The 26117-nt window shown below is 65.4% G+C and carries 22 protein-coding genes and 1 pseudogene; 5 read left to right on the plus strand and 18 right to left on the minus strand.

All coding sequences use genetic code 11. The features are described 5' to 3' along the window. Nucleotides 1-474: 474 nt before the first annotated feature. The 4 genes from SPI01S_RS00005 to traA form a co-directional block, all read right to left on the minus strand. Entirely contained in the window at nucleotides 475-1368 is an 894-nt protein-coding gene (locus SPI01S_RS00005) for a LysR family transcriptional regulator (RefSeq protein ID WP_066716310.1), read from the minus strand. 765 nt (nucleotides 1369-2133) lie between these two features. After that, nucleotides 2134-2682: a YbhB/YbcL family Raf kinase inhibitor-like protein gene (locus SPI01S_RS00015; RefSeq protein WP_066716316.1), complete on the minus strand. Its 549-nt coding sequence runs from the start codon at nucleotides 2680-2682 to the stop codon at nucleotides 2134-2136. Nucleotides 2683-2835: 153 nt separating this feature from the next. Continuing rightward, a complete protein-coding gene (locus tag SPI01S_RS00020; protein ID WP_084253183.1) occupies nucleotides 2836-3954 on the minus strand; it encodes an alpha/beta hydrolase in 1119 nt (372 codons plus the stop codon). Between the two features lie 798 nt (nucleotides 3955-4752). After that, nucleotides 4753-7650 (minus strand): Ti-type conjugative transfer relaxase TraA, encoded by a 2898-nt coding sequence (gene traA / locus SPI01S_RS00025; RefSeq protein WP_066716319.1) that lies wholly within the window; start codon nucleotides 7648-7650, stop codon nucleotides 4753-4755. Between the two features lie 160 nt (nucleotides 7651-7810). Here traA and SPI01S_RS21635 point away from each other — a divergent pair, with 160 nt between their 5' ends. Next, the gene (locus tag SPI01S_RS21635; RefSeq protein WP_306305010.1) at nucleotides 7811-8146 is read left to right on the plus strand and encodes a conjugal transfer protein TraD; all 336 of its coding nucleotides are present in this window, start codon (nucleotides 7811-7813) and stop codon (nucleotides 8144-8146) included. 16 nt (nucleotides 8147-8162) lie between these two features. Then, entirely contained in the window at nucleotides 8163-8378 is a 216-nt protein-coding gene (locus tag SPI01S_RS00030; protein ID WP_245653401.1) for a conjugal transfer protein TraD, read from the plus strand. Here the strand turns inward: SPI01S_RS00030 and SPI01S_RS00035 are convergent. The 6 genes and pseudogenes from SPI01S_RS00035 to SPI01S_RS00060 all read right to left on the minus strand — a co-directional run bounded on the left by SPI01S_RS00035 (nucleotide 8373) and on the right by SPI01S_RS00060 (nucleotide 14424). After that, nucleotides 8373-8840 carry a YbaK/EbsC family protein gene (locus tag SPI01S_RS00035; protein WP_066716325.1) on the minus strand — a complete coding sequence of 156 codons (468 nt, stop codon included), beginning with the start codon at nucleotides 8838-8840 and terminating at the stop codon, nucleotides 8373-8375. The two genes, SPI01S_RS00030 and SPI01S_RS00035, sit on opposite strands and share 6 nt — an antisense overlap. Beyond that, nucleotides 8840-9115 (minus strand): HU family DNA-binding protein, encoded by a 276-nt coding sequence (locus SPI01S_RS00040; RefSeq protein ID WP_044334776.1) that lies wholly within the window; start codon nucleotides 9113-9115, stop codon nucleotides 8840-8842. The genes SPI01S_RS00035 and SPI01S_RS00040 overlap by 1 nt, the downstream gene beginning before the upstream one ends. 73 nt (nucleotides 9116-9188) lie before the next feature. Further along, nucleotides 9189-10111: pseudogene (locus SPI01S_RS00045) on the minus strand (HEPN domain-containing protein). Nucleotides 10112-10182: 71 nt separating this feature from the next. Next, nucleotides 10183-10392 carry a sigma factor-like helix-turn-helix DNA-binding protein gene (locus tag SPI01S_RS00050; protein WP_084253185.1) on the minus strand — a complete coding sequence of 70 codons (210 nt, stop codon included), beginning with the start codon at nucleotides 10390-10392 and terminating at the stop codon, nucleotides 10183-10185. Next, nucleotides 10389-11297, minus strand: coding sequence for an ArdC family protein (locus SPI01S_RS00055; RefSeq protein WP_066716331.1), 909 nt, complete (start codon nucleotides 11295-11297; stop codon nucleotides 10389-10391). The genes SPI01S_RS00050 and SPI01S_RS00055 overlap by 4 nt, the downstream gene beginning before the upstream one ends. Before the next feature lie 805 nt (nucleotides 11298-12102). After that, nucleotides 12103-14424, minus strand: coding sequence for a TonB-dependent siderophore receptor (locus SPI01S_RS00060; RefSeq protein WP_066716334.1), 2322 nt, complete (start codon nucleotides 14422-14424; stop codon nucleotides 12103-12105). An 86-nt stretch (nucleotides 14425-14510) separates the two neighbouring features. Between SPI01S_RS00060 and SPI01S_RS00065 the strand changes: the two genes are divergently transcribed. The 3 genes from SPI01S_RS00065 to SPI01S_RS00075 are packed head-to-tail and all read left to right on the plus strand — an operon-like array spanning nucleotide 14511 to nucleotide 16706. Next, nucleotides 14511-14813: an iron transporter gene (locus SPI01S_RS00065; protein WP_218017566.1), complete on the plus strand. Its 303-nt coding sequence runs from the start codon at nucleotides 14511-14513 to the stop codon at nucleotides 14811-14813. After that, on the plus strand, nucleotides 14810-16390 hold the full coding sequence (locus tag SPI01S_RS00070) for a PepSY-associated TM helix domain-containing protein (protein ID WP_218017567.1): 1581 nt from the start codon (nucleotides 14810-14812) through the stop codon (nucleotides 16388-16390). The genes SPI01S_RS00065 and SPI01S_RS00070 overlap by 4 nt, the downstream gene beginning before the upstream one ends. Then, entirely contained in the window at nucleotides 16380-16706 is a 327-nt protein-coding gene (locus SPI01S_RS00075) for a DUF3325 family protein (protein ID WP_066716343.1), read from the plus strand. The genes SPI01S_RS00070 and SPI01S_RS00075 overlap by 11 nt, the downstream gene beginning before the upstream one ends. Nucleotides 16707-16839: 133 nt before the next feature. On the opposite strand, the gene SPI01S_RS00080 is transcribed toward SPI01S_RS00075, so the two are convergent. The 8 genes from SPI01S_RS00080 to SPI01S_RS00115 form a co-directional block, all read right to left on the minus strand. After that, nucleotides 16840-17244, minus strand: a complete 405-nt coding sequence (locus tag SPI01S_RS00080; RefSeq protein ID WP_084253187.1) for a YbaN family protein — start codon at nucleotides 17242-17244, stop codon at nucleotides 16840-16842. Beyond that, nucleotides 17237-17836 (minus strand): biliverdin-producing heme oxygenase, encoded by a 600-nt coding sequence (locus SPI01S_RS00085; RefSeq protein WP_066716348.1) that lies wholly within the window; start codon nucleotides 17834-17836, stop codon nucleotides 17237-17239. The genes SPI01S_RS00080 and SPI01S_RS00085 overlap by 8 nt, the downstream gene beginning before the upstream one ends. 25 nt (nucleotides 17837-17861) lie before the next feature. Then, on the minus strand, nucleotides 17862-18692 hold the full coding sequence (locus SPI01S_RS00090; protein ID WP_084253188.1) for an energy transducer TonB family protein: 831 nt from the start codon (nucleotides 18690-18692) through the stop codon (nucleotides 17862-17864). Beyond that, the gene (locus SPI01S_RS00095; RefSeq protein ID WP_245653402.1) at nucleotides 18682-20193 is read right to left on the minus strand and encodes a surface lipoprotein assembly modifier; all 1512 of its coding nucleotides are present in this window, start codon (nucleotides 20191-20193) and stop codon (nucleotides 18682-18684) included. Before SPI01S_RS00095 ends, SPI01S_RS00090 begins: the two co-directional genes overlap by 11 nt. Before the next feature lie 107 nt (nucleotides 20194-20300). Then, on the minus strand, nucleotides 20301-21065 hold the full coding sequence (locus SPI01S_RS00100) for a Slam-dependent surface lipoprotein (protein ID WP_066716356.1): 765 nt from the start codon (nucleotides 21063-21065) through the stop codon (nucleotides 20301-20303). A gap of 118 nt (nucleotides 21066-21183) precedes the next feature. Next, the gene (locus tag SPI01S_RS00105; protein WP_066716359.1) at nucleotides 21184-24231 is read right to left on the minus strand and encodes a TonB-dependent receptor; all 3048 of its coding nucleotides are present in this window, start codon (nucleotides 24229-24231) and stop codon (nucleotides 21184-21186) included. Nucleotides 24232-24397: 166 nt separating this feature from the next. Then, entirely contained in the window at nucleotides 24398-25399 is a 1002-nt protein-coding gene (locus SPI01S_RS00110) for a FecR family protein (RefSeq protein WP_066716362.1), read from the minus strand. 111 nt (nucleotides 25400-25510) lie between these two features. Further along, nucleotides 25511-26023, minus strand: coding sequence for a sigma-70 family RNA polymerase sigma factor (locus SPI01S_RS00115; protein ID WP_066716365.1), 513 nt, complete (start codon nucleotides 26021-26023; stop codon nucleotides 25511-25513). Nucleotides 26024-26117 lie beyond the last annotated feature (94 nt).

Below are 26117 nucleotides of genomic sequence, written 5' to 3' on the forward strand. Positions count from 1 at the left end.
CCCTCAAAAGTTCGATGGAAGCGCATCGGCGAGGCTGGGAATAAGCGCGCACCCTATGACTGCAAGCGCCAATCACTAAGAACGGCCATTCTACACATCGGTCTGAAGCGGTAGAATTTTCCCAAGACGGGTCGATCCCGCCTTAGGCAGCAGTCGACCAAAATACGCCATTTTGATCCAGCGCTTCGTACGGCGGCTCACTCCGAAAGCTGCCGCTTACGCTACGCTACGCTCAACTGGTCGAAGTTCCCGGCATGGCTGTACAACCTCGCGGCCGCCCGTCCCCAGCAGGTCGACCGGCTCATCGGAGCCAGGTTCACGTGGAGCCTCGGGACGGCCGCCATCTCCTCTAAGCCCGCAACCGGCGTGGGGCGGAAAGCGCCAGATAGGGAAGTTGCACTGATATCCTAACCCGATCGCATCGTGTGTGAGCGCTGTGGCGTTCCCCCGGGCGGGACTGTCGCCGGTATAGAACTAAGCGCGATGGCGTAACGCTTCCAAGAGGGCGACGAAAGCCGGCGAGGCCAGACGACGGCTCGGATAATACATGTAGTAACCACCCCAGAGCGGACTGAAGCCCTGGAGCACGCGCACTAACCGCCCCTTCTGAATATGCGGCAAAGCGACATCCTCAGGCACATAGGCAAGACCGAATCCCGCGACCGCCGCTTCGACGGCCTGATACGAGTTGTTGAAGACAAGCTGCCCCGTAACGCGGGTCTTGATCTCGCGACCTTGGTCCTCAAACTCCCACGCCCAAAGGCCCCCGTTAGTGGGAAGGCGCTCGTTGATGCAGGTGTGCCGGATGAGATCCTGCGGGTGCTGCGGCTCTGCCTGGTCCTTGAAGTAGGATTTCGCACCCACCACAGTGAAACGGAAATCTGGGCCAATCCGGGCCGAGATCATGTCCTTCGCGAGTTGCTCTCCCATGCGGACCCCTGCCTCGTAACGCTCTGTGACGATGTCAGTCAGGCCATTCTCGCGCAGTAGTTCAACTTTGATATCGGGGTAGTTTGGCAGAAATTTTTGCAGTTTCGGCCAAAGGACGGAGTTGATCGCGTGGTCTGGGGCCGAGATACGGATGTTACCTGCGGGCTTGTCACGCAGGTCGCTGAGTGCGTCGATCTGAGCATCAATCTCGTCAAAATGGGGGCCGATCCCGTTCAATAGCCGCTCGCCGGCCTCGGTCGGCGACACGGCCCGTGTGGTGCGCGTGAGGAGCCGAACGCCAAGCCTGGTTTCGAGCCCTCGAATGGTGTGACTCAAGGCGGACTGGGAAATCCCGAATCTGGCCGCGGCTTTGGTGAAACTCCGTTCCCGGGCGACCGCCAGGAAGGCAAGCAGGTCATTGACGTTCTCTCGCGGCACTCGTGCGCCCTCTTCATTTCGATGTGCGAATTATAGCGGCGAATCAGGTTGTGGGGCAGCGACTAGATTTAAGCTCGTGCGAGATGGAACCTCACGAACCAGCACCATTGGATGCATTTGGAGGTACGTCTTTCCTTGACGTGATCTGCTCCTCACAAATCGTGCCATTGGCAAGTTAGCTCGTCAGCTGTAGACGAGTGATGCGGCGAAGCCGATTTAGCGATGATCAAGTCATTGCGGTGCGCTACGAGTGCCTGAACGAGCACCTGTTCCCATCGCTGGCCGCAGCAGGACGGATATCGAGACATGGCGGACGGACTACAACACCGTGCGCGTAGCGGCCTTCGCGGACTGACACCTGCCGAGTTTACGAGCCGCCCCCGCCAGGGGACAGGACACCGAACCAGTTTATCGGCGGCCTGAAAACGGGGAGCAGGTCACAGCGCCGCAGATATTGCGGCGGCCGGGCGCCTCGCCGCCAGTGGTCTCTCGACCATCATGCTGGAAGCCCAAGCCGCCTCGGAGGGCGTCGCTGGCCCCGGGGAACTCGCGGGCTTCCCACTGGATCTCGGCTGCGGCTGGCTCCCCTCCGCAGATCGCAACCATAATCATTGTCCGTTGTTTGCCGCCGCCTGCAGTAACGCGCCGGCCGGCGAGATCGCGAGCAAGACCGCAGACTAACTGCGACCGTCATCTTGCCGATCAAGCACATTAGGCTGAGGAAACGAGCGACCCACCCCGTTTTCTCAGCCAATTGCGCTGAATTTACCGGGTGGAGACCGGCACAATTTCTGCGGAAGCCAGGCTATTCGAACGCACCATATACCCTACCTGGGCGGCGCTCATCTCCGTGTTGATTTCCAGCTTTTCGACCGACAGCGCCCAGATCTTGAAGTGGTAATGGTGCGTCTTGTCGCCGGCTGGCGGGCACGCTCCGCCATATCCGGGCCTGGCAAAATCGGTACGGCCTTGCACGGCGCCGGCGGGCAGCTTGCTGCCATCGCGCTGCCCTGCATTCCGATCCAGATGGTTCACGGACGTCGGGATATTCAACACGCTCCAATGCCACCATCCGCTCCCGGTCGGCGCATCCGGATCGTACATGGTCACAGCGAAACTTTTCGTGCCTTGAGGCGCACCGGACCAAGATAGTGCCGGCGATTGATCGCCGCCGGTGCATCCAGATCCATTCTGCAGATATTGGTCGGCCATCTGCTTGTTGTGCTCCACATCGGAACTTGACAAGCGCAGATCAGCGGCATTTGCCGCCGTCGCCAAGAGCGACAAGGAAGCTGCCAGAACTATGTTTTTCATTTTATCACCATCATCTTGGTTGCGCCGCTGAGCGGACTGTTATGTCGATTATTTGAGCCGGCCACGGTCAACCCAATTTAGCCTTACTGACTGTGAATTGCGGGCGGCGTGGCTGAGAGCGCCGCTTTTAAGCACCGCTCTCCCAGGCGCCACTCAAGCAACGAGGTGCTTCTGAAAGAACGTCGTGAGCCGGTCGAACGGGATCAGGTTCACGCGGTCGTAGAGATCGACGTGGCCTGCACCCTTGACCCAGATCAGTTCCTTCGGTTCCGCAGCGCGGGCGTAGGCGTCCTCGCTGAACTCCTTCGAATGCGCCTGGTCACCGGTGATGAACAGCAGCGGCCGCGGCGAGATCGTCTCGATGTCGTTGAACGGATAGAAGTTCATCTGCTTGACTTCCGCCGTGATCGGGCGGTTCGTCGTCGTGTAGAGCGTCGCACCAGCCGGCACGAACTGGCCGCGGGGCGTGCGGTAGAAGTCGAAGAACTCGCGCTCAATGGGATGCGCATTGGGCCGCAGCGTCTCGAGCATGCCATCGCTGTACTTCTTTGGGCCACCTTTGAACTCGACGTAGCGCTGTTCCGCAGCGGCAGCGAGAGCCTGCTTGCGCTGTTCGAGCGTCTGCGACTTGTTGAGGCCGTTACGGTTGACTGCGCCCATGTCATACATGCTGACGGTGGCGATCGCCTTCAAACGCGGATCGAGCTTTGCTGCGCTGATCGCATAGCCGCCGCTGCCGCAAATCCCGACAATGCCGATCCGGTTCCTGTCGACGAAAGGACGGGTGCCAAGGAAGTCCACCGACGCCATGTATGCTTCTGTGTAAAAATCGGAGGCGACGGCGTTGCGAGGGCCTTCGCTCTCGCCCCAGAATGTCAGATCGGGAGCCAGTGTCACAAACCCCTGCTCGGCGAGCTTCTGGGCGTAAAGGCTGGAACTTTGCTCCTTGACTGCCCCGTTCGGATGACCGGCAATGATAGCAGGGTATCTGGTGGACGGGTTTGCGTTCTTGGGGGTGTACAGGTTGGCGACGATGTCCATCCCGTACTGGTTCTTGAAGGTGACCTTCTGGAAATTCAGCTTTTCGCTCTTGTAGAAATTGTCGGCGCCCTCAACAATGCCTTGAGCGTTCGCTTCGAATGGCATGTTGATGATGGACATCGCGCCCAGCGCGGCCACGCCGGCGCCGGTAATTTTCAGGAGATCACGCCGTCCGACGTCATGATCGGATGCTGGGTCGGGCGCGTTCAGGTTTCCATTTTGCTGGTTCATGGCGAACCTCCTTCGATGTTCGATTGCACCCGTCGTATGTAATCGAATGAGGTTCTAGGGATTAGATCGGCCGTTTCGCTTGTAGTCATGAATCTGACTCATGGATGGCAAGCGCTCGATCAGATTAAAGGCAACCTATTCAACGAAGTGAAGCCCGCATGGATCGAACTGCGACGTTCTTAAGCGGCAAGTCCGTCGGGTCGAGGGCTCCACATGGAGCCTCGAGGCGCATCCAATCGACGGTCTTGGCCGGGTTACGTCCGACCCGCAAGGCTGATGCGGAGACAGGAGCGATGGTCGAGGCGGCCTCCGTTTGGACGCGCAAGCCTTCCCGCAGCCGCTCGGGCGCGCCCGTACCCGAGGTACTCTTTTTCGGACCTTGGGATTTGAACACGATCGCCCCCATGAAGACGTGTGCTTCCTTCGTGAGGTTGTTGACGCCTGGCACTGCGGGGGCCGGAAGATAGCGAAGGAGGACCAGCGGTCGCTCGAGCGAGCTGCGCGTCGGTCGGGGGGGGGGCGGCGGGTGTGATCACTCGTGAGCAGGAACAGCGGGAAGCAGGGAGGGCCAAGGCGTTCGTTGCCATTCGCTGGAACGTCATTCGATTGGGCCCCTAGGAGAGCTGGAGCGTCTGTTTCCGCCGAAAGCCGCCATCGAAGTGCCAAACTTGGAACGACCGCTTCGTCCCAAACCCGGGCTTTCATTTGCCGCCCGAGCGGACCAAACGAACGGCAGTTTCGGGGCCTCGCGGAGACCGGCCTGATGGCTAAAGTTGGGGCGCGTAGCTGCGGCCCGGCTCACATCCCGATGTTGAGCCCACGGCTTCGTCCGCGGCCGATGAGGTCTGCCAAGCTTTGACCCACGCTCCTTCCAGGCATCTCGGGCAAGCCGAGCTGGGCTTTTCTGTTGCGCAAAATGGACTCGACCTGCGGATCGCGCTCAAGGCTCTTCGCCATGCCGATCATCCGGTCGCCGACCCTGTTCGCGTCGGTGGTCTCCTGATTTCGCAACAGCAGCCGGCGCTGTCGGTCCAGTGCCTGCCAGCGCTGCACGAAGGCGTCGGCGCGAAGCTGTGGATCGACACGAATATCTTCTTCGAACTGCATGGCGCGGATCGACCTGGCCACCTGGCCTTCTGACGCTTCCTGGATCAGACTTGGATCGTTGGAGAACGCCAGCTCAAGATCGCGCGCGGCATACGGAGCAAGCACATTCAGCGCTGCACGGCTCGCCTGGAGCTCCTCGCGCTGCGCGGGGGTGTGGCGGTCACCAACACGATTCGCGAAGCGCATCGCGCGGATAATCGTCGCATGGCGCTGCACGGCCCGCGTCGGCACGACCACGGGTTCAGGCTGCGGCACCTGCTTAGGTGCCAATGGCTGTGCCGGTGGCGGCACTTCGGGGGATACCCGCAACTTCAGCCCGGCGAACATGTCGCGCTTGGGTGCCGGCTGCCGGGCCGGAACCGGCGGCGGCAGCACGATCTGCCGACGTGCTGCGAATTCGGGCGCATAGTCGGACGCCATATCCTTGCCCCGCTCGCGCGACAGCGCCGCCGCCAGCGTCGCATGGCCCGAAAAGTCGTCGCGGCCGTAATGAAGGTCGACACGCTCGCGGTGTCGGGACAGTGCGACATAGGCGGCGTGCCGATCCAATCCCGGTGTTGCCAGCACATGCACCTCATCGACGGTGACACCCTGCGCCTTATGCACGGTAGCGGCATAGCCATGATCGACGGCGGCATAGTCCTTGAGGTCGAAGGCGACCGAACCGCCATTGTCGAGCAGCACCGCCATACGGGTGGCGGTGACACTTTCGATCCGTCCCAGCGATCCGTTCTTGACGCCCAGGCTGCGCTCGTTGCGCCCAAACATGACCCTATCGCCAGCGGCAAATTGCCGCTCCCCCTTCTCGACCTGCCAGGTGACATCTTCACCCAGCTCGCCGTGCGCACGTAGCCGGTCGCGCGCCGCCCGGTTTAGCGCCGCCACTTCGTCATTGGTATGGGTGAGGATGATCCGGCTGGCGCTGGGTGCTTCCTGCCGCTGCCGATTCCAGCGCTCGATCAGCGCGGCCCGCGCCGCTTCACGCGTTTCGGCAAGGTGAAGCGCATCCTGCTGCCGGTAGGCCTCCAGAGCCTCTGCGGTCCGCCCGGTGGCGAGTTGCCGCGTCGCCAGCCGCTGCCAGTCCTCGCGCTGTCGGCGAATGTCGGTGATCTCGATAGCGCCATGCCGCTCGGCAACCGAACGAAACGCTGCGCCGGCCTCAATCGCCTGCAATTGTTCGGGATCGCCGACCAGCACCACCTTCGCGTGACGCTTCTCGGCTTCGGCGATCACCCGCTCCATCTGTCGCGTGCCGATCATGCCGGCTTCGTCGATCACGAGGATCGATTTGTCAGTCAGCAGTTCTCGCCCCTGCCCCCATTGATGCTCGATGCTGGCGATGGTGCGGGACGCGATGCCCGATCCGCTCTCCAGATTCTCGGCGGCAATGCCGGACAGCGCCAGGCCCTGCACCTGATAGCCGGCGCTCTCCCAAGCTTCTCGTGCAACGCCGAGCATCGCCGATTTGCCGGTGCCGGCATAGCCGACGACAACGCCCAGATCCTTGCCGCTGGTGACCTGATCGAAGGCACTGCGCTGCTCGCTCGAAAGGACCAGCCCGCGCATCTCGGCGCGGGCCAGCGCCACCTTGCGATGCTGCTCGTCCATGCCGTGGCGGCGACTGGCGTCGAGCTTCACGGTCGAGCGCTCCAGCCGCGATTCGGTCTCGATCATGTCACGGCTGGTGAAGCGATCATCGCCGCGCCCGTCCTTGCCGAGCTTCACCAGCTCGGGCACCGCGCGCACCGCTGCCATTACCTGGTCGAACTGCTCCTTCCCTTCGCTGTGGCGATGCACGAACATCGCCAGATCTCGGGTGGTGAAGGTCGCCTGGGTGCGGGTGATAGAGTCGAGCGCAATCGCCGGATTGGCGAGCAGCTTCTCGCCATTGGCGCGCGCAATCTCGTGATGTTCTTCCAAGCGCTCGGATGACAGCCCCTGTTCGGCCATCCGTGCCGCTGCCGGGCCGATTTTGTGCTGCGGTTCGAGGTCGATCCCCTGCGCCTCCAGCGACCGGTGATCGACCCGCGCATCAATATCCAATTCCGCCAGCCGCGCATTGACGTGACCGGCCCAGCGCTCGCGCCATGTCTCGAGAAGGTCGGTGCGGTTCCAGTCGCGGTTCTTCTTGCCGAACCCGTCGGCATCCACCTCGCGCAACGCCAGCATGACATGCGCGTGGGGCTTGGCCTCGCCATCGGCGCCGATATCCCAATGTACATTGAGATCGGCGACCATTCCGCGCGCGACAAACTCCCGTTCAACGAACTCGCGCGCGAGCCGGATACCCTCGGCCTGGTTCAGCTCGCGCGGGATCGCGAACTCGATCTCGCGGGCAAGCTGCGCGTCCTTGCGCAGCTCGACGGCTTCGACCGCATTCCACAGCTTTTCCCGATCGGCGAGATGCTCGGGCGCACCGTCCGGCAGCAGCACTTCGGAATGCACGACGCCGGCCTTGTTGGAGAAGTCGTGGTGCCGGTCGAGCCGCTGGTCGTGCAGCCGCGACGCGGAGCGATAGGCGGCAGCGGCAAGCGCCGACGATCCGCTGGCGCGGCTGATGATCTTGGCCGAGAAGTGGTAGATCGCCATAGCGACACTTCACTTACACCAAAGCAAGCGACGTCGGCACGACGTATAAGCGCGCCCTCAAAAGATTTCATCTTTTTCGCGACGTGATCATCCCAAGATGTTTCACGACATTTGCGCTGATCGATGCAGTACCTAAATCACCGGATCTCAACCATCAACTGTGGGGGTTTCGATGCGAAAACCACGGGATTTTGATTCGGAGCTGAAGGCGCTCGACAGCAAGGCCCGACAGCTAAAGCAAGCCAAGCTCTATCGGTTCGGCGAACTGGTCGTTGCGACTGGTGCCGATGCGCTACCGATCGAGCAATTGGCAGGCGTGCTGCTCGCTGCCGTCGGCACGTCGGACATGACGGTGCGGGAGGGCTGGCGCCAGCGTGGCGCGGCCTTCTTTCAACGGGAGGGCAAAGCTCGCGGCCGCGCTCGTTCGGGTGCGGCATCGGCTGCGGCAGATGACGGCGGCGCGGCACCGGCTCGAAGCGCAGCAGGCGCGAATTGACAGGCGGAACTGGGTCGTGAAGCGTCGCGAGCGGACGAGGAAGCTGATCGAACTCGGCGGGCTGGTCACGAAAGCCGGGCTCGTCGAACTTACCGACGACGATCGCGCCGTATTGTTCGGGCTGATGGTCGAAGCCGCGGCTACCTTGCAGGGCGAACATCGCGACCAGGCGCTGACACTCTGGCGACGGCGCGGGCGGCGTGCATTCGCCGACAGCGATGCAGAATCATGACGGCGGCGAACAGATATCCGCCCAGGTCGCGCCGACCAGTTCCGCGAGCCGCTCGGGCGTGATCCGCACGGACGCGGTGCGCGATCCGGCAGCGGGATAGACGGTCTCGAACTGGCGTAGCGAAATGTCGCAATAGATCGGCAGCGGCGTCGGCAATCCGAACGGGCAGACGCCGCCAACCGGATGGCCGGTCAGCTGCTCGACTTCCTCGGCCGGCAGCATGCGCGGACGACTGCCCAGCGCGTCCTTCACCTTGCGATTGTCGAGCCGGCAATCGCCCGCCGCCACGACCAGCACCACCACATCGCCGATGCGCACCGACAGCGTCTTGGCGATCTGCCCCGGCAGCACGCCAAGCGTGGCGGCAGCTTCGAGCACCGTGGCGGTGCTCGAAGCCTGTTCGATGATCACAATGTCGGGTGCCCGCGCCTCCAGAAAGGCGCGGACGGCCTCGATACCCATCAGCCGTTGAGCTTGTCCTTCACGGCCTTTGCGGGCGTGAAGGCCAGCTTCTTCGACGCTGCAATCTGGATCGCTTCGCCGGTAGAAGGGTTGCGGCCCTCACGCGCGGCGCTTTCCTTTACCTTGAACTTGCCGAAGCCGTTCAGCGATACTTCCTCGCCGGCCGCTGCCGCCTCGGTGATGGCGGCGAAAATGCCGTCGACCAGCTTGCGCGCGTCAGCCTTGGTGAGGCCGTGCGCTTCGGAAACGCGGTCGGCGAGATCGGCATTGTTCATGGACGTATTCTCCGTGTGAAAAGGGGCGTGCCCTCTAGGTGCGGGCCATCAACCTGTCCAGCGACTGGCGCAATCATGCGGCAGCGGCATGCTCCAGTGCGGCAATGCGTTCTTCGCAGATGACCTGCACCGCCTGTCCCAGCACCTCGACGCGCTCGCCGAGCCAAGCCAGTTCTTCGGCGCTGACTCGGTAATGCTTCGAATAGCGCGCCTTCACATAGGCTTCCTTCAGCTTCTCGAACCGCGAACGTTCGCCCCGCTGATCACGCGGCCATGCGTCGATCAGGCGTGGATCGATGCGTTCAGCCTGCGTGCGCAGAAAGCCAAGATTGTGGGTGTGCGGCGTGTAGAAGGTGCAGACCAGTAAAACGCAATGGTAGAGGCGTTCTGCGGCTTGGTGCATGTTGAATGCCGCTTCCCGGAGTCCATCCTCTGCCGCCAGGAAATCGGCCGCTCGCTTGAACTTCTCGGCGCTTGGAAACCACTCGACAAAATACTCCCGCGCCATCGCCAGTGCCTGCGGAGGCGTCTTCGGCTTGGGTTGGTGCAATTCGGTGGGTTCGCTCTCGTACAGCGCGATGCCATCACGGGCGACGTCCATGAAGAAATAGCGGCCATGCGCCAGCCCGTCGTTCACCTCCTGCAGGGTGTGCACGATGAAATTGACCGGGGTGCGCAGCGTCTTGGTGATCCCCAGTTCGCGGTTGAGCCGGTCCTCGGCGGTCGCCCAGAACTCCACCCGATCGGTGAGCTTGTCCTTGTTGACGATCACGAGCAGGTCGAAGTCCGACTGATAGCCCTTGGCGGTATGCGGCTCGTCGACCCAGCCGCCGCGCGCATAGCTGCCGTACAGGATGACCTTGAGGATGCGCGCCTGCTTCTTCCAGTCCGACGTGGCAATGGCGATCGCATCGCCAAACTCCTCGAACAGGATCTGGACGACGCGCTCCAGCTCGCGCTGCTTGGCTGGGGCAAATGATCGAGGCTGGTCCTCATGGATCGATCCTAACGCGCTGATGCTGCGGCGTACACCTCGCCCGGTTTCGCCGGGCGAGGTGTCGCGTCCCTCACGGCTGTTTGCCCCGCGCTGCACGGTCGAGCGCGATGATTACGCGGGCGACGGTCTGTTCCACCTCCGCCACCGTGTAGCCATGCCGCCGGGCCGTTTCGATGTAATCGCAATCGTCGAATCGCACCGATCGGAAGATCGCCCGATCGCCCTCGGGGAGAGCGCGAAAGGCGCGGCGCATCCGCCGCAGACGAAGCCAGCGCATCATTGCTCCGCCTCCCCGTCCGAGACGAACCCAAGCAGGTAATCGGCCGCCTTGCTGGCCGCGCTCGCCGCCCGGAAGATCGCCTTTTCATCCTCGCGCAGCACCGCCAGCCAACTCCCGACATAATCAGCATGCCGCACAGTCGGCCGGATCGCCAGCGACGCGCAGGTGAAGGCGCTTGCCATTTCCGCGACCAGCTCTTCCCGACTATAGACCGCGCTGCCGAATGCGCCCGACTGATCGCGGTCGAGGCGGGAGCGATGCCCGGTCCAGTGCCCCAGTTCGTGCAGCACGGTGCGATACCAGTTGATCGGGTTGTAGAAGGCCAGCTGCGGCGGCACCGCGACATAGTCGCCGCCGGGGCTGTAATAGGCTTCTCCACCCCCGATCCGGATATCAACGCCGCACGCTTCCATCAGCGCATGCGCGGCGGGAATGCGGTCCGCCTGCCCGAGCGGCTCGCCCTGCTCCTCCACCGCCAGCCGCTCGGGCAGGCCCTCGCACTGGTCGACATTGAACACAGTGAAGCGCTTGAGGAAGGCCAGCTGTCGCGCCTCGCGATCCTCGTCGCGCGCCCGCTCGGCCTCGTCCTTCGGGGTGAAGCGATCCGCATAACAGATCGTCGTACCCCGCTCGCCGCGCCGCACGCTTCCACCGGCAGCCTGGGCCTGCCGAAAGGTCAGCCAGCGCTGCGAGGCATACCGCCCCTCGATCACCGCCGCCCAGAGGATCAGCACATTGATACCCGAGTAGCGCCGCCCGGTCACCGCATTGGCCGGCATCGCGCACCCACATGCCGCAGCATCCCAAGGCTGCACCCAGGGCAGCCGTCCCTGCTCCAGCTCGGCAATCACCCGGCCCGTCACCTCGGCATAGAGGCTCGCCCGGTTCTCGTGTCCAACACCCATGGTCCTCTCTCCTTCCAAAACACCGCAACCGGCGCCGGAAGGGGGGAGCGGCAGGAGCGAACCGACAGTCCTGCCGAGGGAGGCAGGCCGCACCCAAAGGGCCGAAACAACGTGGAGGAGCCGGGCACCGCCCGGCTTGCGGCATGCCGCGGCAGGACTACAAGGAAGCGACGCTCCCCCTGCCCTGTCCGCGTGCCGGCGCACCAACGCCGCCGCGCAAACCCGCGGCGACCATCCTGTCAGCGCGACCGCGCTGCCGGGCGCCACCGGCGCCCGGACCAAGAACCGCACCCTTGCAACCGGGTGGGCCGCGCGGGCGGCGTGCGCGCGCCAGCACGTGCGCCAGCCGCCGCCCGCGCCTCCCGCCCGGGCAAGTGTGCCACGCGGGCACCAACAACTCGCGCGCCCTGGTGTCGCCGCAGGCGTGCGCCAGCGCGCGCACCGCACCCGCGTTCCGCTGCCGGCACCTGCCGGCGGCCGACCCGCAGGATCGGCGCTCGCGTCCGCGATCAAAACCCGAAGGGCCGAGACGGCATACCGATTCGGCGCCGCACCAGCGGCGTGCGAGCGCAGTCACGCCGAAGGTGGGAGACGACCTTAACTACCCGACGTTCTGGCCGTGTTCCGCGAATGCAGCTTCCAGCCAGAAGCGGTGCGGCAGGCCCCGCCTTCGCCTCGCTAAGGTCTTCACGTCGTTCCTCATCGCACAACCAATGCGTCGAGAGCGATGATATTCGACGCACGCGCTCAATCCCGATCAGGCCGGCCCCGCCCCCGCCTGCGCAGGTCGGGGAACCGACCACGCTCACCAGCGCAGCCGAACCGATCCGGTGACCGTACGCGACGCCCCGAAATAACAGGAGTTCGTGAAGGGGCAGGCGCTGATGTAGCGCTTGTCCAGCAGGTTGGCGGCGTTGACCGCCAGGCTCCATCCCCGCAGGCGCGATGCGGCAAAGCCCAGGTCGTAGCCGAGCAGCGCGTCGACCAGCGTGAAATCCTCGGTCGTGAACCGCTGGAAGGTGGTGACGCCGTTGCGCACCAGATAGGTCGTCGTGCCGTCGGAGCCGCCGACAAAGCGCACGCCGCCGCCGATCGTGAGCCCGCCCAGCGGCCCCGATCGTCCGCCCTTGCCTAAATCATAGGAAAGGAAGCTCGACGCCTGCCATTCCGGCGTGCCGAGCTGGCGCGTGCCGGTGGTGGTGGGCGTGCCGCTGTTGGTGGCGGTGGCCGCGACGGCCGGCGCGCCCTGGGTGATGATCGCATCGGTATAGCTGGCGGCGAGGATCAGATCGAGCCCACGCGCTAGTTCGCCCCGGCCCTCCACTTCCACACCGCGCACCCGCACCTCGCCGATCTGGATCTGCGCATTGGCGGGAATGCCGGCGGTGCCCGCACGCGGGTCGGTCACCGGCACCTTCTGCCGCCGCAGGTCGTAGACCGACAGCGTCAGCAGCGCGTTGGTGCCGCGCGGCTGCCACTTCACGCCGCCTTCGATCATCTTGCCGGTCACCGGATCGAACGGCACGCCGAGATAGGTCGCCCCGGTCTGCGGCTCGAACGATTCCGAATAGCTGACATAGGGCGAGAGGCCCTCGGCCAGCTCATACAGCGCACCCAGCCGCATCGTGAACGCCGTCTGCGAAAGACGCGTCAGGTTGTTGGCCGCCAGCTTCTTGTTGATCGTCGCCTGCTCGTACCAGTCCCAACGGCCGCTGGCGATCAGTTGCAGACGGGCGATCGCCACCTGGTCCTGCAGATAGACACCCACCTGGTCGCGCTTGCTGTAGCTATTGACGTAGCCGGGCGAGAGCTGGGTAAGGTCCAGCGTCGGCAGGGTGCCGCCATATACCGGATTGTACGGGTTGAGGTTGGGAATGCTGGTCAGCGGATTGCTGGTCTGGCCGGTGTTGAACTGCTGGAAATTCTCGCCGGAAATGAACTGATAGTCGATGCCGGCCAGCACATTGTGCCGCAACGGGCCGGTGGCGAACTTCGCGTTCAGCTGGTTGTCCATCGTCAGCGTGTCGAAATCCTCGTCGGCGCCGCCGCCGCCACGGATCAGGGTGGTGAAATCGGTGTTGCGGCTGGCGCCCGTCCCGGTGGTGGCGAAGCCCGCCACATAGAGCTGGCGATAGCTGAGCGTGTTGTTCTGGTAGCGCAGGTTCGAACGGAACGTCAGGTGCGCGTCGAAATCGTGCCGGAACAGCGCGGTGATGGCCTTCTGCTTGTGATTGTAACGCTCGTAGTTCGGATCGCCGGTATTGACGTGGAGCGGCAATGCGCCTGCTGGGCTCGGCAGCGCCGCGCCGTGCGCCGGTACCCCGGAATAGCCGCCGCCGCTGGGCGCATGCTGATAGGCGGCGATCAGCGTCAGGCTCGTCGCGGCATCGGGCGCGAAGGTCAGCGAGGGGCTGACATGGTAGCGCTCGCTCTCCGTGTAGCGCGTGAACCCGTCGGCTTTCTGCCAGCCGCCGACCAGGCGGAACAGCAGCTTGCCATCCTTGGTCAGGGGCTGGTTCACATCGGCCACGGCGCGCAGCGAGCCATAATTGCCCGCCTGCAGCTCGACGCGCCCGAATGCCGAGGCCTCTGGTGTCTTGCTGGTCAGGTTCACCAGCCCGCCCGGCGTGGAATTGCCATAGAGCACAGATGCCGGCCCCTTGACGATATCGATCCGGTCGATGCGGTTGAAGTCGGTTTGCGGCATCGAATAGGGGCCGGCGAGCAGGCGCATCCCATCGAGGAATACGCCCGGCGTGAAGCCGCGCAGCAGCAGTTGGTCGTACCGGCTGACGGTGCCGCCACGCTGGTTGGCGGCGACGCCTGCGACATAGCCGAGCGCCTGGTTGATCGACAGCGCGTTGCGCAGGGTCAGTTCTTCTTCGGTGATCACCGTGATCGTCTGCGGCGTCTCGATCAGCGGCGTATCGGTCTTGGTGCCGGAAGCCGTGCCCTTCGCTGCCACCCCGGTGACGACGATCGCTTCGCCCGCACGCTGCTGCGGATCCTCGTTGGACTCGTCTTCGGCCGCGTGCGCCAGCGCAACGGCCGGCGCGGCGAGCGCAGCAGCGGTAAGTGCGAGCAGAGAGAGACAGCCGCGAAGGCGGCGGGCAGACGTACGCATCATGTTCCCCGTTTTGCTATTGCTACCTATTCGCATTTGCGGTTAGGGGTGTTTGGCCGCGATGGCAAGCGATAGGGAAGCAAGCGTGGATGCGTGACGAAGATGGCAGGACACGCCCGCCCCCGGGGAGCATGGCGCTGGCCGGCCGGGGCGTCACGGCGACGATCGGCGGCTATGCAGCGGCGGCGGCAGGGTGCGCGCTCGCTGCGCGAATCCTTCCCCTGCCCCGCGTCGAGGCGACCTTGTGGGCGATGCTGGCGTCCTTCCCCGTCTATGCAGCGCTGGCGCTATGGGCGTTTCATACACGCAGCCTGGGTCGGGCGATGGCATTGGTCTGGGGCCTTGCGGCAGCCTGCACCGCCGCGCTCTTCCTGCTGGGCGTGCGGCCATGAGGATGCCATCGCTGCGCCAGTCCATGGCCCGGATCCATGGCTGGATGGGCCTGCTCGCCGGCTGGATCCTGTTCGCGATGTTCCTCACCGGCACTGCCAGCTATTTCCGGCCGGAAATCACGCGCTGGATGCAGCCGGAGGTGCGCGCCACGCCGGCGACACCGTCGGTCGCGGCAGGCAGCGCGTTCGCCTATCTCCAGCGCACCGCCCCGCATGCCGCGCAATGGACCTTGTACCTGCCGGACCAGCGGACGATCGCCACCCGCGTCTTCGTCCGGGACGGCGATGTCGCCAAAGGCACGGCCCGCGCCAAGCGCCCCCCGCGCGGCGAAGTGCGGCTGGATCCGGTAGAGGGTGCGCCGCTCCATGCGCGCGCCACCCGCGGCGGCGAACATTTCTACCGCTTCCATTTCCAGTTGCAACTGCCGCATCCCTGGGGGCGCTGGCTCGCGGGCGCCTGCGCGATGTGCATGCTCGGCGCGATCCTGTCGGGCGTGATCACCCACAAGCGGATCTTCGTCGATTTCTTCACGCTGCGCTGGGGCAAGGGGCAGCGCAGCTGGCTGGATGCGCACAACGTGTCGGCGGTCGTCGCGCTGCCGTTTCACGCCATGGTCACCTATACCGGGCTTGTCACGCTGATGGTTATGTACATGCCCTGGCCGATCGTCGCCAACTACGCAAAGCCGGCCCTGTTCGCGAGCGAGGCGGCCGGCGCGCCGCCCGAGGCGCCCCGCAGCGGCACCCCCGCGCCCCTCACCCCGCTCGCGCCGCTGGTAGCAAGCGCGACCCGGGCCTGGGGCGGCGCGCCACCGGCGCAGATCATCGTGACCAATCCGAACGACGCGAATGCCCGCATCACCCTGTTCCGCACCGCCACCGATCGGCTGCGTGCGCGCGGCGGTGCGATCACCTTCTCCGGCGTCGACGGCCGATGGATCGCGTCCTCCCCGCCCCCCGGCCCGGCAGCGCGAACGGCAGCGGTGCTGCTGGGGCTGCATCTCGGCTGGTTCGCCGATACCGGGCTGCGCTGGATCTATTTCCTGCTGGGCGCGAGCGGCGCGGCAATGGTAGGCACGGGGCTGGTTTTATGGAGCAAAAAGCGCGTCCAAGCGCACAGCGGCGCATGGGAGCAGCGTCTGGTCGAGCGGCTCAACGTGGCGGTGATCGCGTGCCTGCCGGCGGGCATGGCCGCCTATCTCCTCGCCAACCGCCTGATTCCTGCCGAGCTGCCGGGCCGAGCAGAGCTAGAAATGTCCGCGATGTTCTACACCTGGTTTGGGCTCGCGCTGCTCGCGTGCCTGCGGCCAATCCGGCGCGCATGGCGCGAAACCTTCGCCATCGCCGGCGCAGCCTGCGCTGCGCTGCCGGTGGTGAACGCCCTGACGACGGACCGCGGCCTGCCCGCATCGCTGGCGACGGGAGACCGCTTGTTCGCGTCGTTCGACTTCGCATATCTCGCGCTTGCCGCGCTTCTTTTCTTTGCCGCGCACAAGGCGGGAACGCCGGAGCCTGCGGCGCCTGCAACGCGCACGCGACGCATCCGCGCGCAGGAGCCACGCGTTCATGCCGCTTGACCTCGTCGCGATAGCGTATGGCGGCCTTGCCGCGCTTGCCTTCTCCACCCGAAAACACGCCCTGGATGAACCATGGTGCGCCCGTTCGTGGCGCGTGCGGTGGCGCAGGGCGGCTATCCTGCTGCTGGTGCTTGTCTGGACGCGTGCTTCCACGCGCTACGGTTTCGCGATGGGGACGGTCGCCATGCTAGGTATCACGTGCGTCATGGGCATTCTGCTCGTGCTAGCCTTGTCAAAGGGCGCGCGGCCGGCACTCGCTTTGGGTGCAGCCTGCATCGCGGCCGGCATGGCGTTTTCGATCGCGCCCACCCCCTGAGCCGAACAGACCCGCCACCTTGGATTGCGGGGCCCCGGCGAGCCGCGCTCCCCTTCCTCTGCTGAATGGTGACGGAGGACCTCTGGCGCTACGCTTCCAGTCCCGGTTTCACTGCCTCGACTACGGATTGATCCTAGCGCCCACGTGGTGCCGGCCGCGTGATGATGAACGCCGCACACCCCGCCAACACCAGACCGACGACAAGGTCGAGCAGAAGCGTCGGCCGCGCCCCCCACCAGAACAGCGCATAGCCCAGCACCATGCCTGCGCAGGCCATGCCCTTGGCCCGCGAACCGATCGCACCGTCCTCGCGCCACGCCCGCAGCGTCGGCCCGAAGCGCGGATGGTCTAGCAGCCACGCCTCCAGCCTTGGCGACGAGCGCGCAAAGCAGCCTGCCGCCAGGATCAGGAAGATGGTGGTGGGCATCAGCGGAAGCAGCGCGCCGATGAAACCGAGCGCCACGAACACGATGCCGAGCACCGCCCAGGCACCCCGCGAAAGATGCGCGACAGCGCGGCGATGACGCGGCTTAGCCAAGGGTGGCGCCGACAAGCTCGTGGACGCGGGAGAAAGCGGCGCGGGCGCCAGCGATCACCCGCGCGTCTTCGTCTTCCGACAGGTCGAGCGTGTCGAGCGCGGCGGTGAATTCCCGCCAGTGCCGCGCGCGGCCGTCCGGATGGCCGGCTAGGTGGCGGGCGCCGTGGCTGGCGTCCAGCCCCAGTGCCGCTGCCGCCTTGTAGAGGAAGGCCGCGCCGAGGTTTGACCCTTCGGCGACGTAGAGCCAGCCGAACGCGGTCGGCAGGTCGATCGGTCCGGCGCCAAAGGCCGGGGCGCCGCCGTCCTCGGGGATCAACAGCGCCAGGTCGCCAAGGTCGCGCGCGATGGCATCGAGCCGGCGACGGCCCGCGAGATCCGGCAGCACGGCCTCCAGCACCGGATGCCGGTAGAGCGCATCGATGTCGCGGTGGAAGCGATACTGCACTCCCAGGAATCGCCCGTAGCGATCGCGATCCCGAAACGGCTCGGCGGCCATGATCCGCTGGTCCAGCGTTTCATGGACCGCATTCGTCGCCGCCTTCAGCCGCCTGGCGCGGCTCTGCTCGATGGTTGCGGGTCCGTTGGTGGTCATGCGAGGCTCCTTCTTTTCGGGGATGTCAGCGCCGGAGCGAGAACAGGATGGGGATGGTGACGATCACCGGATCTCCGGGGATGTCGGCGCTGGGCGGCGGCACCGGCGATCCGCGCCGCACCATCGCCACGGCCTCGCCATCGAGCAGCGGATAGCCGCTGCCGCGTGCGAGTCGGGCGCCGAGCACCCGGCCCTGGCGGTCGACCGTGATCGTCACCTGCGCGATCCCTTCCTCGCGGGCGCTCTGTGAGGGCCGCGGATAGCGCAGGTACCGCTTGAGATGCCCGAGCAATTCGCTTTGCCAATTGGCCAGCGCGGCCTGCGCGGTCGCCGCGCTGTTGGTGCGCGCGGCGACGCTCGAGGCCTGGTTCGCGATCGCCGGCGGGGCGGTGGTCTGCTCGACCCGCCGCGCCGCGGTCGATGCTTCCTCTGCCTGGACAGCCGCGGCCGCCGCCGGCTGGTTCTGCTCCGGCAACGGCGCGATCTGCGGCGCCGACGGCGGTACCGGCCGGCTCGTGCTCGCGGCATCCTGCTCCTGCTGGAGCGGGCCGGGAGGCACCTCGGCCGGCGGCGCCGGCGGCGCAGCAGGTGTCGGGGCCAGCTCGAACGTCACGGCCATCCGCGACGAGGGCGCGATCCGCACCAGCGGCGATCGCGGCACCCAGACCAGGATCGCGAGCGCGGCGCCAAAGATGAGGATTGTGCCGGACATGCCGAGCCGGCGGCCGGCGGCAGGCGGTTCGTAGCGGGACCGCTCCCACCCCACCCCGACCGTCACCAGCGGTGGGTGCGGGTGCAGCAGGCCGGGCAACAGCGGCGCGGCGCCACGCCGGGACAGACATGGGTCAGAAGGCATATTCAAGCCTCAGTGCGGCGGTGGTGCGCTTGTAGGAGTAGAGCCAGTCGACATTGCTCTCGACCCGGTTGTGCTGGACGAGGATGTTCGGGGTCAGCCCGGCGAAGCGCAGTACCGGCAGCTTGACGATCGCGACGATGTTCTGCTCGCGATCGTGGCGCTTCGCCTCGAGAAGTTCGCTGTACGCGCGGTAGTCGCGCCAGCGGAGCGACGTGAAGACAAGCAGACCGACGGCCTTGCCGAAGGACTTGTTCATGCCGAAACGGAAGCCGAGTTGCCGATAGGCATTGGCAGCATTGCTCGCCGTCTTGTCGACGAAATCGGGTCCGCCGAACAGTGACAGGCCACGCGACACGCCATGCCAGCCGGTTAGATAGACTTCGGTCTGGGCACCGTCGAAATTGCGATATGCCGGCAGCCGATAGTCGAGAATCTTGCGGCTCAGCTCGATGCGGAGCGCCGTATGGTCGTTCGCGTTGACCAACGCCTCGCCCCGCACGCCCCAGGCGGTATACAGCGTCGCCGATCCCAGGCTTCCGATGTCAAAGCTGGGGGCCAGGGCGAAGCTACCGCGCGCCGATTGGTGATCATAGCCGATCTGGGTGGAGAGCGTCGCCTGACTATAGCTGCTGTTCCCTGGATAGATATCGCCATAGAGCAGGGCGCGGCCGGCGATCCCGCCATTGCCGCCGATCGGCACGCGCCGGCTGAGCGTGCCTTCGAAATTGATACCGGCAGCTTGGATCGCGTCGGGCACCTTGCGATCGATCAGGCACGTGCCATCGTCGCCCTTTAGGAGGCAGGCATAGCTCGCCGAACTCTGGTTGAGATTGCTGCTGTAGCCCGGGCCGATCGCGAGAGATCCCTGCCATGCGCTCCGCCGCCGCAGCACCTTTACAAAGGTATCGACCGTATGGCGGATGCCGGCGGCCTTGTCGCCCTGCGATTCCAGCATGGCCTGGGCTTGCCGGAACTCGGCGAATGCTGCCCCATCCTTGCGGTTTTCGAACAGGACACGGGCCAGTTCGAGCAGACCGGGCAGAAAATCGGGCTGAAGTGCCAGCAACGCGCGGTAGTAGCGCTCCGCAGAGGCGAGATCCCGGGCCTGCCGCGCCAGCGCGCCCTCGGCATAGAAGACCAGCATGCGATCGCGCTCGGGCAGAGCCAGATAGGCCTTCAGAAACCGGCGCGCGTCGGCCCATTGCCGCCGTGCCACCGCGATGTAGAGCGCCTCCCCCATTTCGCTGGCATTGCGAGCGACCGTGTAGGTTCGCCCGTCGATGCTGATCGTTGTCGGTCCGGTGCCGAGATCCTCGACACCTTCGAGCAGCTGTAGCTCGACAGCGTCGGAGCGTCGATCAATGCCCTGGTCGAGGCGCAGGCGCGTGTCGTCACCACCGACGGTCTGGGCGCGGGCAGATCCTCCCGCCGCGATGGCCGCACTAGTCACGAGCAGCGCACCGGCAAGGCGCTGTCGAAGAAGCGAAGGTACGCGCTGCACGGCCGAAAGGCTTTCCGTTGGCGGTCGAAGGAACGCTCGTTGCGAGCGAGGGGAAACGAGGGGATCCGAAGATCCCCTCGCCCGAATGGCGGAACCGACGGGGAAGGTCAGTTCTTGGTGCCACCGAAGGCCGTGTCATACTGGCGGCTACCGAACGCGACGACGCCAGCAAGCGCCGCGGCGTTGCTGCCGTAGAAGCGTCCGCTGACCTGGCCGCCCGAGGCAACCTGCACCCCGGACTGGGTTGCGGTCGCGTCGCCGCCACCGATGATGTTGGCGCCATCGATGTCGGCGGTACCGATGTTCACGCCGAAGCCGGTGCTGGCATTGGCGATGCTGCCGGTGAGCGTCGCCGCGCCGAAATTCGCGGTGAAGGTGCCGGTCAGCAGGCCCTTGTTCGCATAATCGCTAATGCCCTTAACCGAGTAGGTCGCCGTACCACTGGTGGGTACGGTCGTACCGGCGCTGTCACCGGCATAATAGACGGTGTGCGTGCCGTCGCCGACGCTCGACGTCTGCGCCCATTCGCCGAAATAGAGGTTGGCGGTGCCGACCTTGGCGAAGTGGAACACGCCCAGGCTGCTGTGGTTCGATGGTGCGTCCGATGGCGCGTTGACGGTCGAGACCGCGTTGGCGTCGACGCCTACCGAGGACTGGAGGCCCTGGAAGTCGACGAGGCGGCCGAGGCCCGTCGACGGGACGGCGATGCCCGGACGGCCCGAGGCGTGCGGACCGCCATTGACCGTGCTGGTGCCGACCACGACCTTGCTCGTGTCGGTCGATACCCCGACGATCTGCGCATTGGCAGCGCTGCACCAGGCAAGCGATGCGACGGCGGCGGCCGCAAGCGCCTTGCGATGTACGATCTTCATGATAGTGCTCCTGCAGTTGGAGCGCCTGAACCTTCAGGCGCCTTCTTCCAGGGCGCGTCGCCATCCCACAGGTCTTGCAGGGTTTGTCGGGATGGGCGGCGGCCCTGAATCTCCGTCATCAGAACCGGCCCGTGAGGCTGAGCCGAAGTGTCCGGCCTGGGGCCGGCATGAGGGACCGCGACAGCGGGTCGAGATAATAGCGGTCGTTGAGGTTGGTCCCGACCAGCTCGGCCGAGTAGCGATCATTGAGCCGGAACTTCACATAGGCGTCGACGGTCAGGATCTCGCCCCAGCTATAGGGGACGTTGAGACCATAGCCGCTGATGCGATCGGCGACCGGGCCGCTGATGAACGCGTCGAGCTGCGGATTATCGTAGCCGCTGTACCAGGTCAGGCGGCTGCCGACCTCCAGCCGCTTCCGGAGGAAGCGTCCGCCCAGGCTCCAGTTGATCTGGTCCTCGGGCGTCGCCTGGGTGAGCAGGTAGCTCGAGACAAAGCCGTATTTGACGCAATTGGGGACGCGGCCCTGCACCGGATCCTGCTCGATGGCGAAGCTTTCGTCGCACACCTTGTTCTTCGTCATGTGCGCCGCGCCCAGTTCGGTGAAGAACCGGCCATTGTCATAGCGGGCCTGCAGCTCGAGACCCTGGATCTCCTGCCGATCGAGATTGAAGAACAGGAGCTGCGTCGAGCGCTCGATCACGTCCCTGGTGAGGTTGTTATACCAGGTGAGCTTGATATCGGCGCGCTGGTCGGCGTCGTTCAGGCCGAAGACCCTCTTCAGATCCTGCACGAACCCCGCCTCGATCGCATACATATGCTCGGGCTTCAGCGCCTGGGTCGGGTTGAGCGACGCCGAGAAGCCGATCGTGCTCTCGAAGATGCTGGGGAATCGATAGGCCTCGGCGTAGCGGAGATAGGCCCTGCTCGCGCCGCTGAAATAGACGGTGGCCGAGGCGTTCGGCGCCCAGCCGTGGGCGCGCTTGTCGGTGGACTGCGTCACGGCGGCGTCTGTCATGACCGGCGTCATCGCGCACGAACCCGCGACATAATTGGACATCGCAGTCAGCGAGCCGTTGATGCAAGGATTGTCGGCGCGCCGGAAATCGCCCTGCGCATCGGGCGACCAGACGGCATTGTGGGTGACGGTGAACGGCACCGGATTGGCGATATAGGCCGCCAGTCGACGCTGGATGATGTTCTGATTGGTGAACTGGGTTCGCAGCCAGGCCTCGTACGCCGCCGCCCCCGTCTCGGTAGTCTGATAGCTCGCATTGTAGCCCGAGATGACCGACTGCCCGATGGAACCGCCGCGGATCTGCAGCAGGTCGTCGAGGAAATCGTCATGGGCCCAATAACCCGAATAGGTAACGCCGGCATTGAGCTTCAGGAAGCTGGTCGGGCGCCAGTCGCCGCGCAGATGGAGGCGATATTCCTCGCGCCGCCCCGCCCGGGGATATTGCCGCCAGCCATTGGCGATCGCGTCGCTATACTGGTCCTCCGAGCTGAGCTTCTCGTGCTGCCAGCTCCCCTCGAGCATCACGTCGAGGCGGCGGCTGAGCTTCACCTGATTGCTGGCGGTAAAGCCGATGCGATCATTGTGGCTGTTGCCCAGCGCCGTGTTGATGAGGATGGGATCGACCGTGGACGCGGCGTTGGGGAAGCCGCCGGCGCTATAGGTGTCGCTGACGGTGTGCGTGCCCCACAGGCTAGCCTTCAGGTCGATCCATTTGCTGTCCGGCTGCCACTTGTACTCGGCATTATAGGCCTGGGCGTGGACCTTGCTCAGCGGCCATTGGATGTTGCCGAAGGTGGCGGTCGAGGTAGAGATGATCCGCGAGGGGATGATCTCGCCATAGGTCGACTTGCTGTCGCGGAAGCCCAGCTGGAGATATTGGTCGGCGGCGATGTGCCAGGTGCCCTTGGCCAGCCAGGACTCCATTTCGCTGGAGGTGTTGGGCACCTCTTCACCGGGCTTGTAGTTCAGCCCCAGCAGCCGGACATAGGTGTCCGGCGCCAGCTCGAGCCCGGATTGCTGATAATAGCCCGCGCCGTTTTCGCCCGAATAATAGTTGCCGCGCTGACGATAGGCATAGGCGGCGATCAGGTCGAAATCGCCGAGGCGCCCGGCCGCCGCGAGCCGCACCGCCTTGTCGCCCATTGAGAAGGCGTCATTGTCGGCCGCCTTGTGGATCGGCACGCGGACGGTGGGATCGTTATAGGGAAAGTTGGGCAGGCCCGGCGTGCCCGGACTGCCGGGGAAACCTGCAATGGTCCGATAGTCCTGCCCGGTGCGCAGGGTCGGCAGCTGCGGCGACACCGCATTGTTGCCGCCCTCAAGGTGCAACTCGACGCCGAATTTCCGCCCCGGCTCGAGGATGTCGGCCACGTCGAGCGTGTTGATCACCACCGCGCCGCCGGTCGAGGCGTTGACGCCGCGCGCCGAGACCGGCCCCTTCAGCACCTCGACGCCGGCGATCAGGCTGGGATCGATATAGTTGCGGTTGCTGGCGCCGTTATAGCCGCGCCACACCGTCAGCGCCTGCTCGGTGCCGTCGATGATGACCGGCACGCGGCCGGGGCCCTGAATGCCGCGAATGCTCGGATCGAGCGCACCGCTGTTGCGGGAGTCGCCGCTGAACACGTTGACCATGCCCTTGAGAATGTCGGCCGGGTTGACGCCCTTGTAGCGCTCGACCTCGTCCTTGCCGGCGAAGGCCGAAGAGAGGTCGCGGTCGAAAACCGCGTCGTGCCGCCGGGCATCGCGCTCCGCGCCCGTATCCTGCGCGCCGGCGGCGCCTTCGATCTTTAGCGCTTCGGTGATGATCGGGGACTGCTGTCCATCGCCGCCGTCGGCGGCCTGAATGCGCTCTAGCGTGACGAGATTGCCCGACAGATGCCAGCTGCACCCACTGCCCGCGAGCAGCCGCTGCAGCGCTTCGGCGATCGAAAGCCGGCCGCGCACGCCGGGCGAGCTTAGGCCGCGCACGATGGCGGCATCGACACTGATCTGGAGACCCGACTGCTGCCCGAAACTTGCTAGCGCGTCGGCCAACGACGTCGCCGGGATGTCGAAGCTGCGCGACGGTGTCTCGACCTGCGCCTGCCCCATGGCGGAAGCCGGCGACAGAATCGTCGCCGCGCCTGCCAGAAGGACGCTCCCCATAATCGACCGGCGCCTTGACCGCGCCCACGAACCCCCGGAAACCACCAAGCTGACCCCTATCCTTCTGCCCATGAGGAATGCAAATGCGAGTCATTTGCATTCCTCTCTTTAGTCAACGGATCGGCTTCAGGTTTTTTCGGAGTTTTTTTCGAGGAGGCTTGGGGGCTCAGTCCGAGGTGACGATGGTGATCCAGGGCGTAACCTGCGTCACGCGCACCATATGGGCGGCAGCAAGCGCGGCGAGGGCCTCCTGGGGGTGGCGGAGATCATAGACCCCGGTGACGCGCCGCGACTCCAGCCCTTCGCCGCGCGCGACGATGATCCCACGGTACCAGGGCCGCAGCGCATCGACGACGTCACGGATCGGACGGTCAGTCGCAACATATTGGCCATCGATCCAGCTCGCGATCCGCTCGGGCGGGGTATCGGCGCGCAGCGCCTTGCCGGCGTCGCACGCCATGTCAACCGATTGGCCGACCGACAGGATCGCGTCGGGTGCCGCAGTAGCGCAGGCGACACGCACCCTCCCCCGCCGTACCGCCACGTCCACGCCATCCTCCCGGGCCTGCACCTCGAAGGCAGTCCCCAGAACGGTGACGGTGGCGCCCGATGCGCCAATCCGGAAAGGCCGGGACCGGTCATGCACGACGTCGAAAAAAGCCGTGCCGCGCAGCAGTCGCACATGGCGCTGCCCGTCCGAATAGTCGACCGCCAGCGCACCGCCCGGCGCCAGCTTGACCAGCGTGCCATCGGCGAGGTGGAGTGTCCGCACCTCGCCGGTCGACGCAACATGGTCGGCGCGCAAATTGGTGAGGAGGCTTGGTCCGGCCCAGAGCAGGATGCACGCGGCGGCGGCCACCGCGCCGCCCGCAAACAGGCCTCGGACGAGACGGTGCCGCTGGCGCCGGCGATCGAGAGCGTGCTCGATCGGTACGACCATGGGAGACGGCGCGAACGCGCGCGAGAGGACATCCGACACGTGCGCGGTATCGCCCCAGGCCTTTACGTTGGCGGGACTGGCTGCGAGCCACGCTGCGAAGGCGATCCGCAACGCGGGCGATTCCGGTTCCTCGTTGAAGCGGATGAGCCAGTCTGTCGCCTCGCGGTCAGCGCGGGCCTGCTCGATGGCGTCGCCCTCCCGTACTTCGCCCTCCTTGCGGCTGTCCATTAGCTCGTCCTCATTGCCCGCGGCCAATCGCCCCGTCGCACGATCGAAGGGTTCTTAGCTGCTCGACGATCCGGATGTCGGTTTTTTCGAGTGGGTGACAGGCGCCACCACCTATTGCCTGTCGCGGAGCGCTGCGCGGCAGCGGGTAACGCCCTCGGCGACCAAGCCATGGGCGCTGGTCACCGATATCCCGAGTTGCTTCGCGATGTCCTTGAGCTTGATGCCCTCGATCCGGTGCATCCGGACCGCGGCCCGCATGCGTTCGGGCATCCGCGCCAGCGCATTCTCCACGGCGCGCAACTCGGATCCGGAGATGACGGCGGCTTCCTGCGATGGCGTTTCGCTCGGCACCTGCAGCGGGTCCGCGTCGCCTTCAGTTTGGAAAAGCCGACTCTCCAGACCGCTGCGGCGTGCGCTGTCGAGCGCTAGGTTGCGCACGATCCGCGAGAGATAGCCGAGCGGTTCGTCCATCTGGCGCTCGGCAAGAGCGGTACGAAATCGCAGCCATGCTTCCTGAAGCACATCCTCGGCCTGCGCGCGATCGCGCGTGACACGATTCGCCTGCCGCAGAAGTTCGGACCGGTGGGACAGAAAGAGTTGCAGGGTCTCGGACTGCTGGGACAAGCCTTACCACCATGTGTCGCTATTGATGCCCCTGGTTGGCTGCCTGGGAGGTAAGCGCCCGCGACTCCTGCGAGCGATTCGCAAATACTGCCGG

It is taken from the genome of Sphingomonas pituitosa NBRC 102491 (genome assembly GCF_001598435.1).
Classification (GTDB): Bacteria; Pseudomonadota; Alphaproteobacteria; order Sphingomonadales; family Sphingomonadaceae; genus Sphingomonas; species Sphingomonas pituitosa.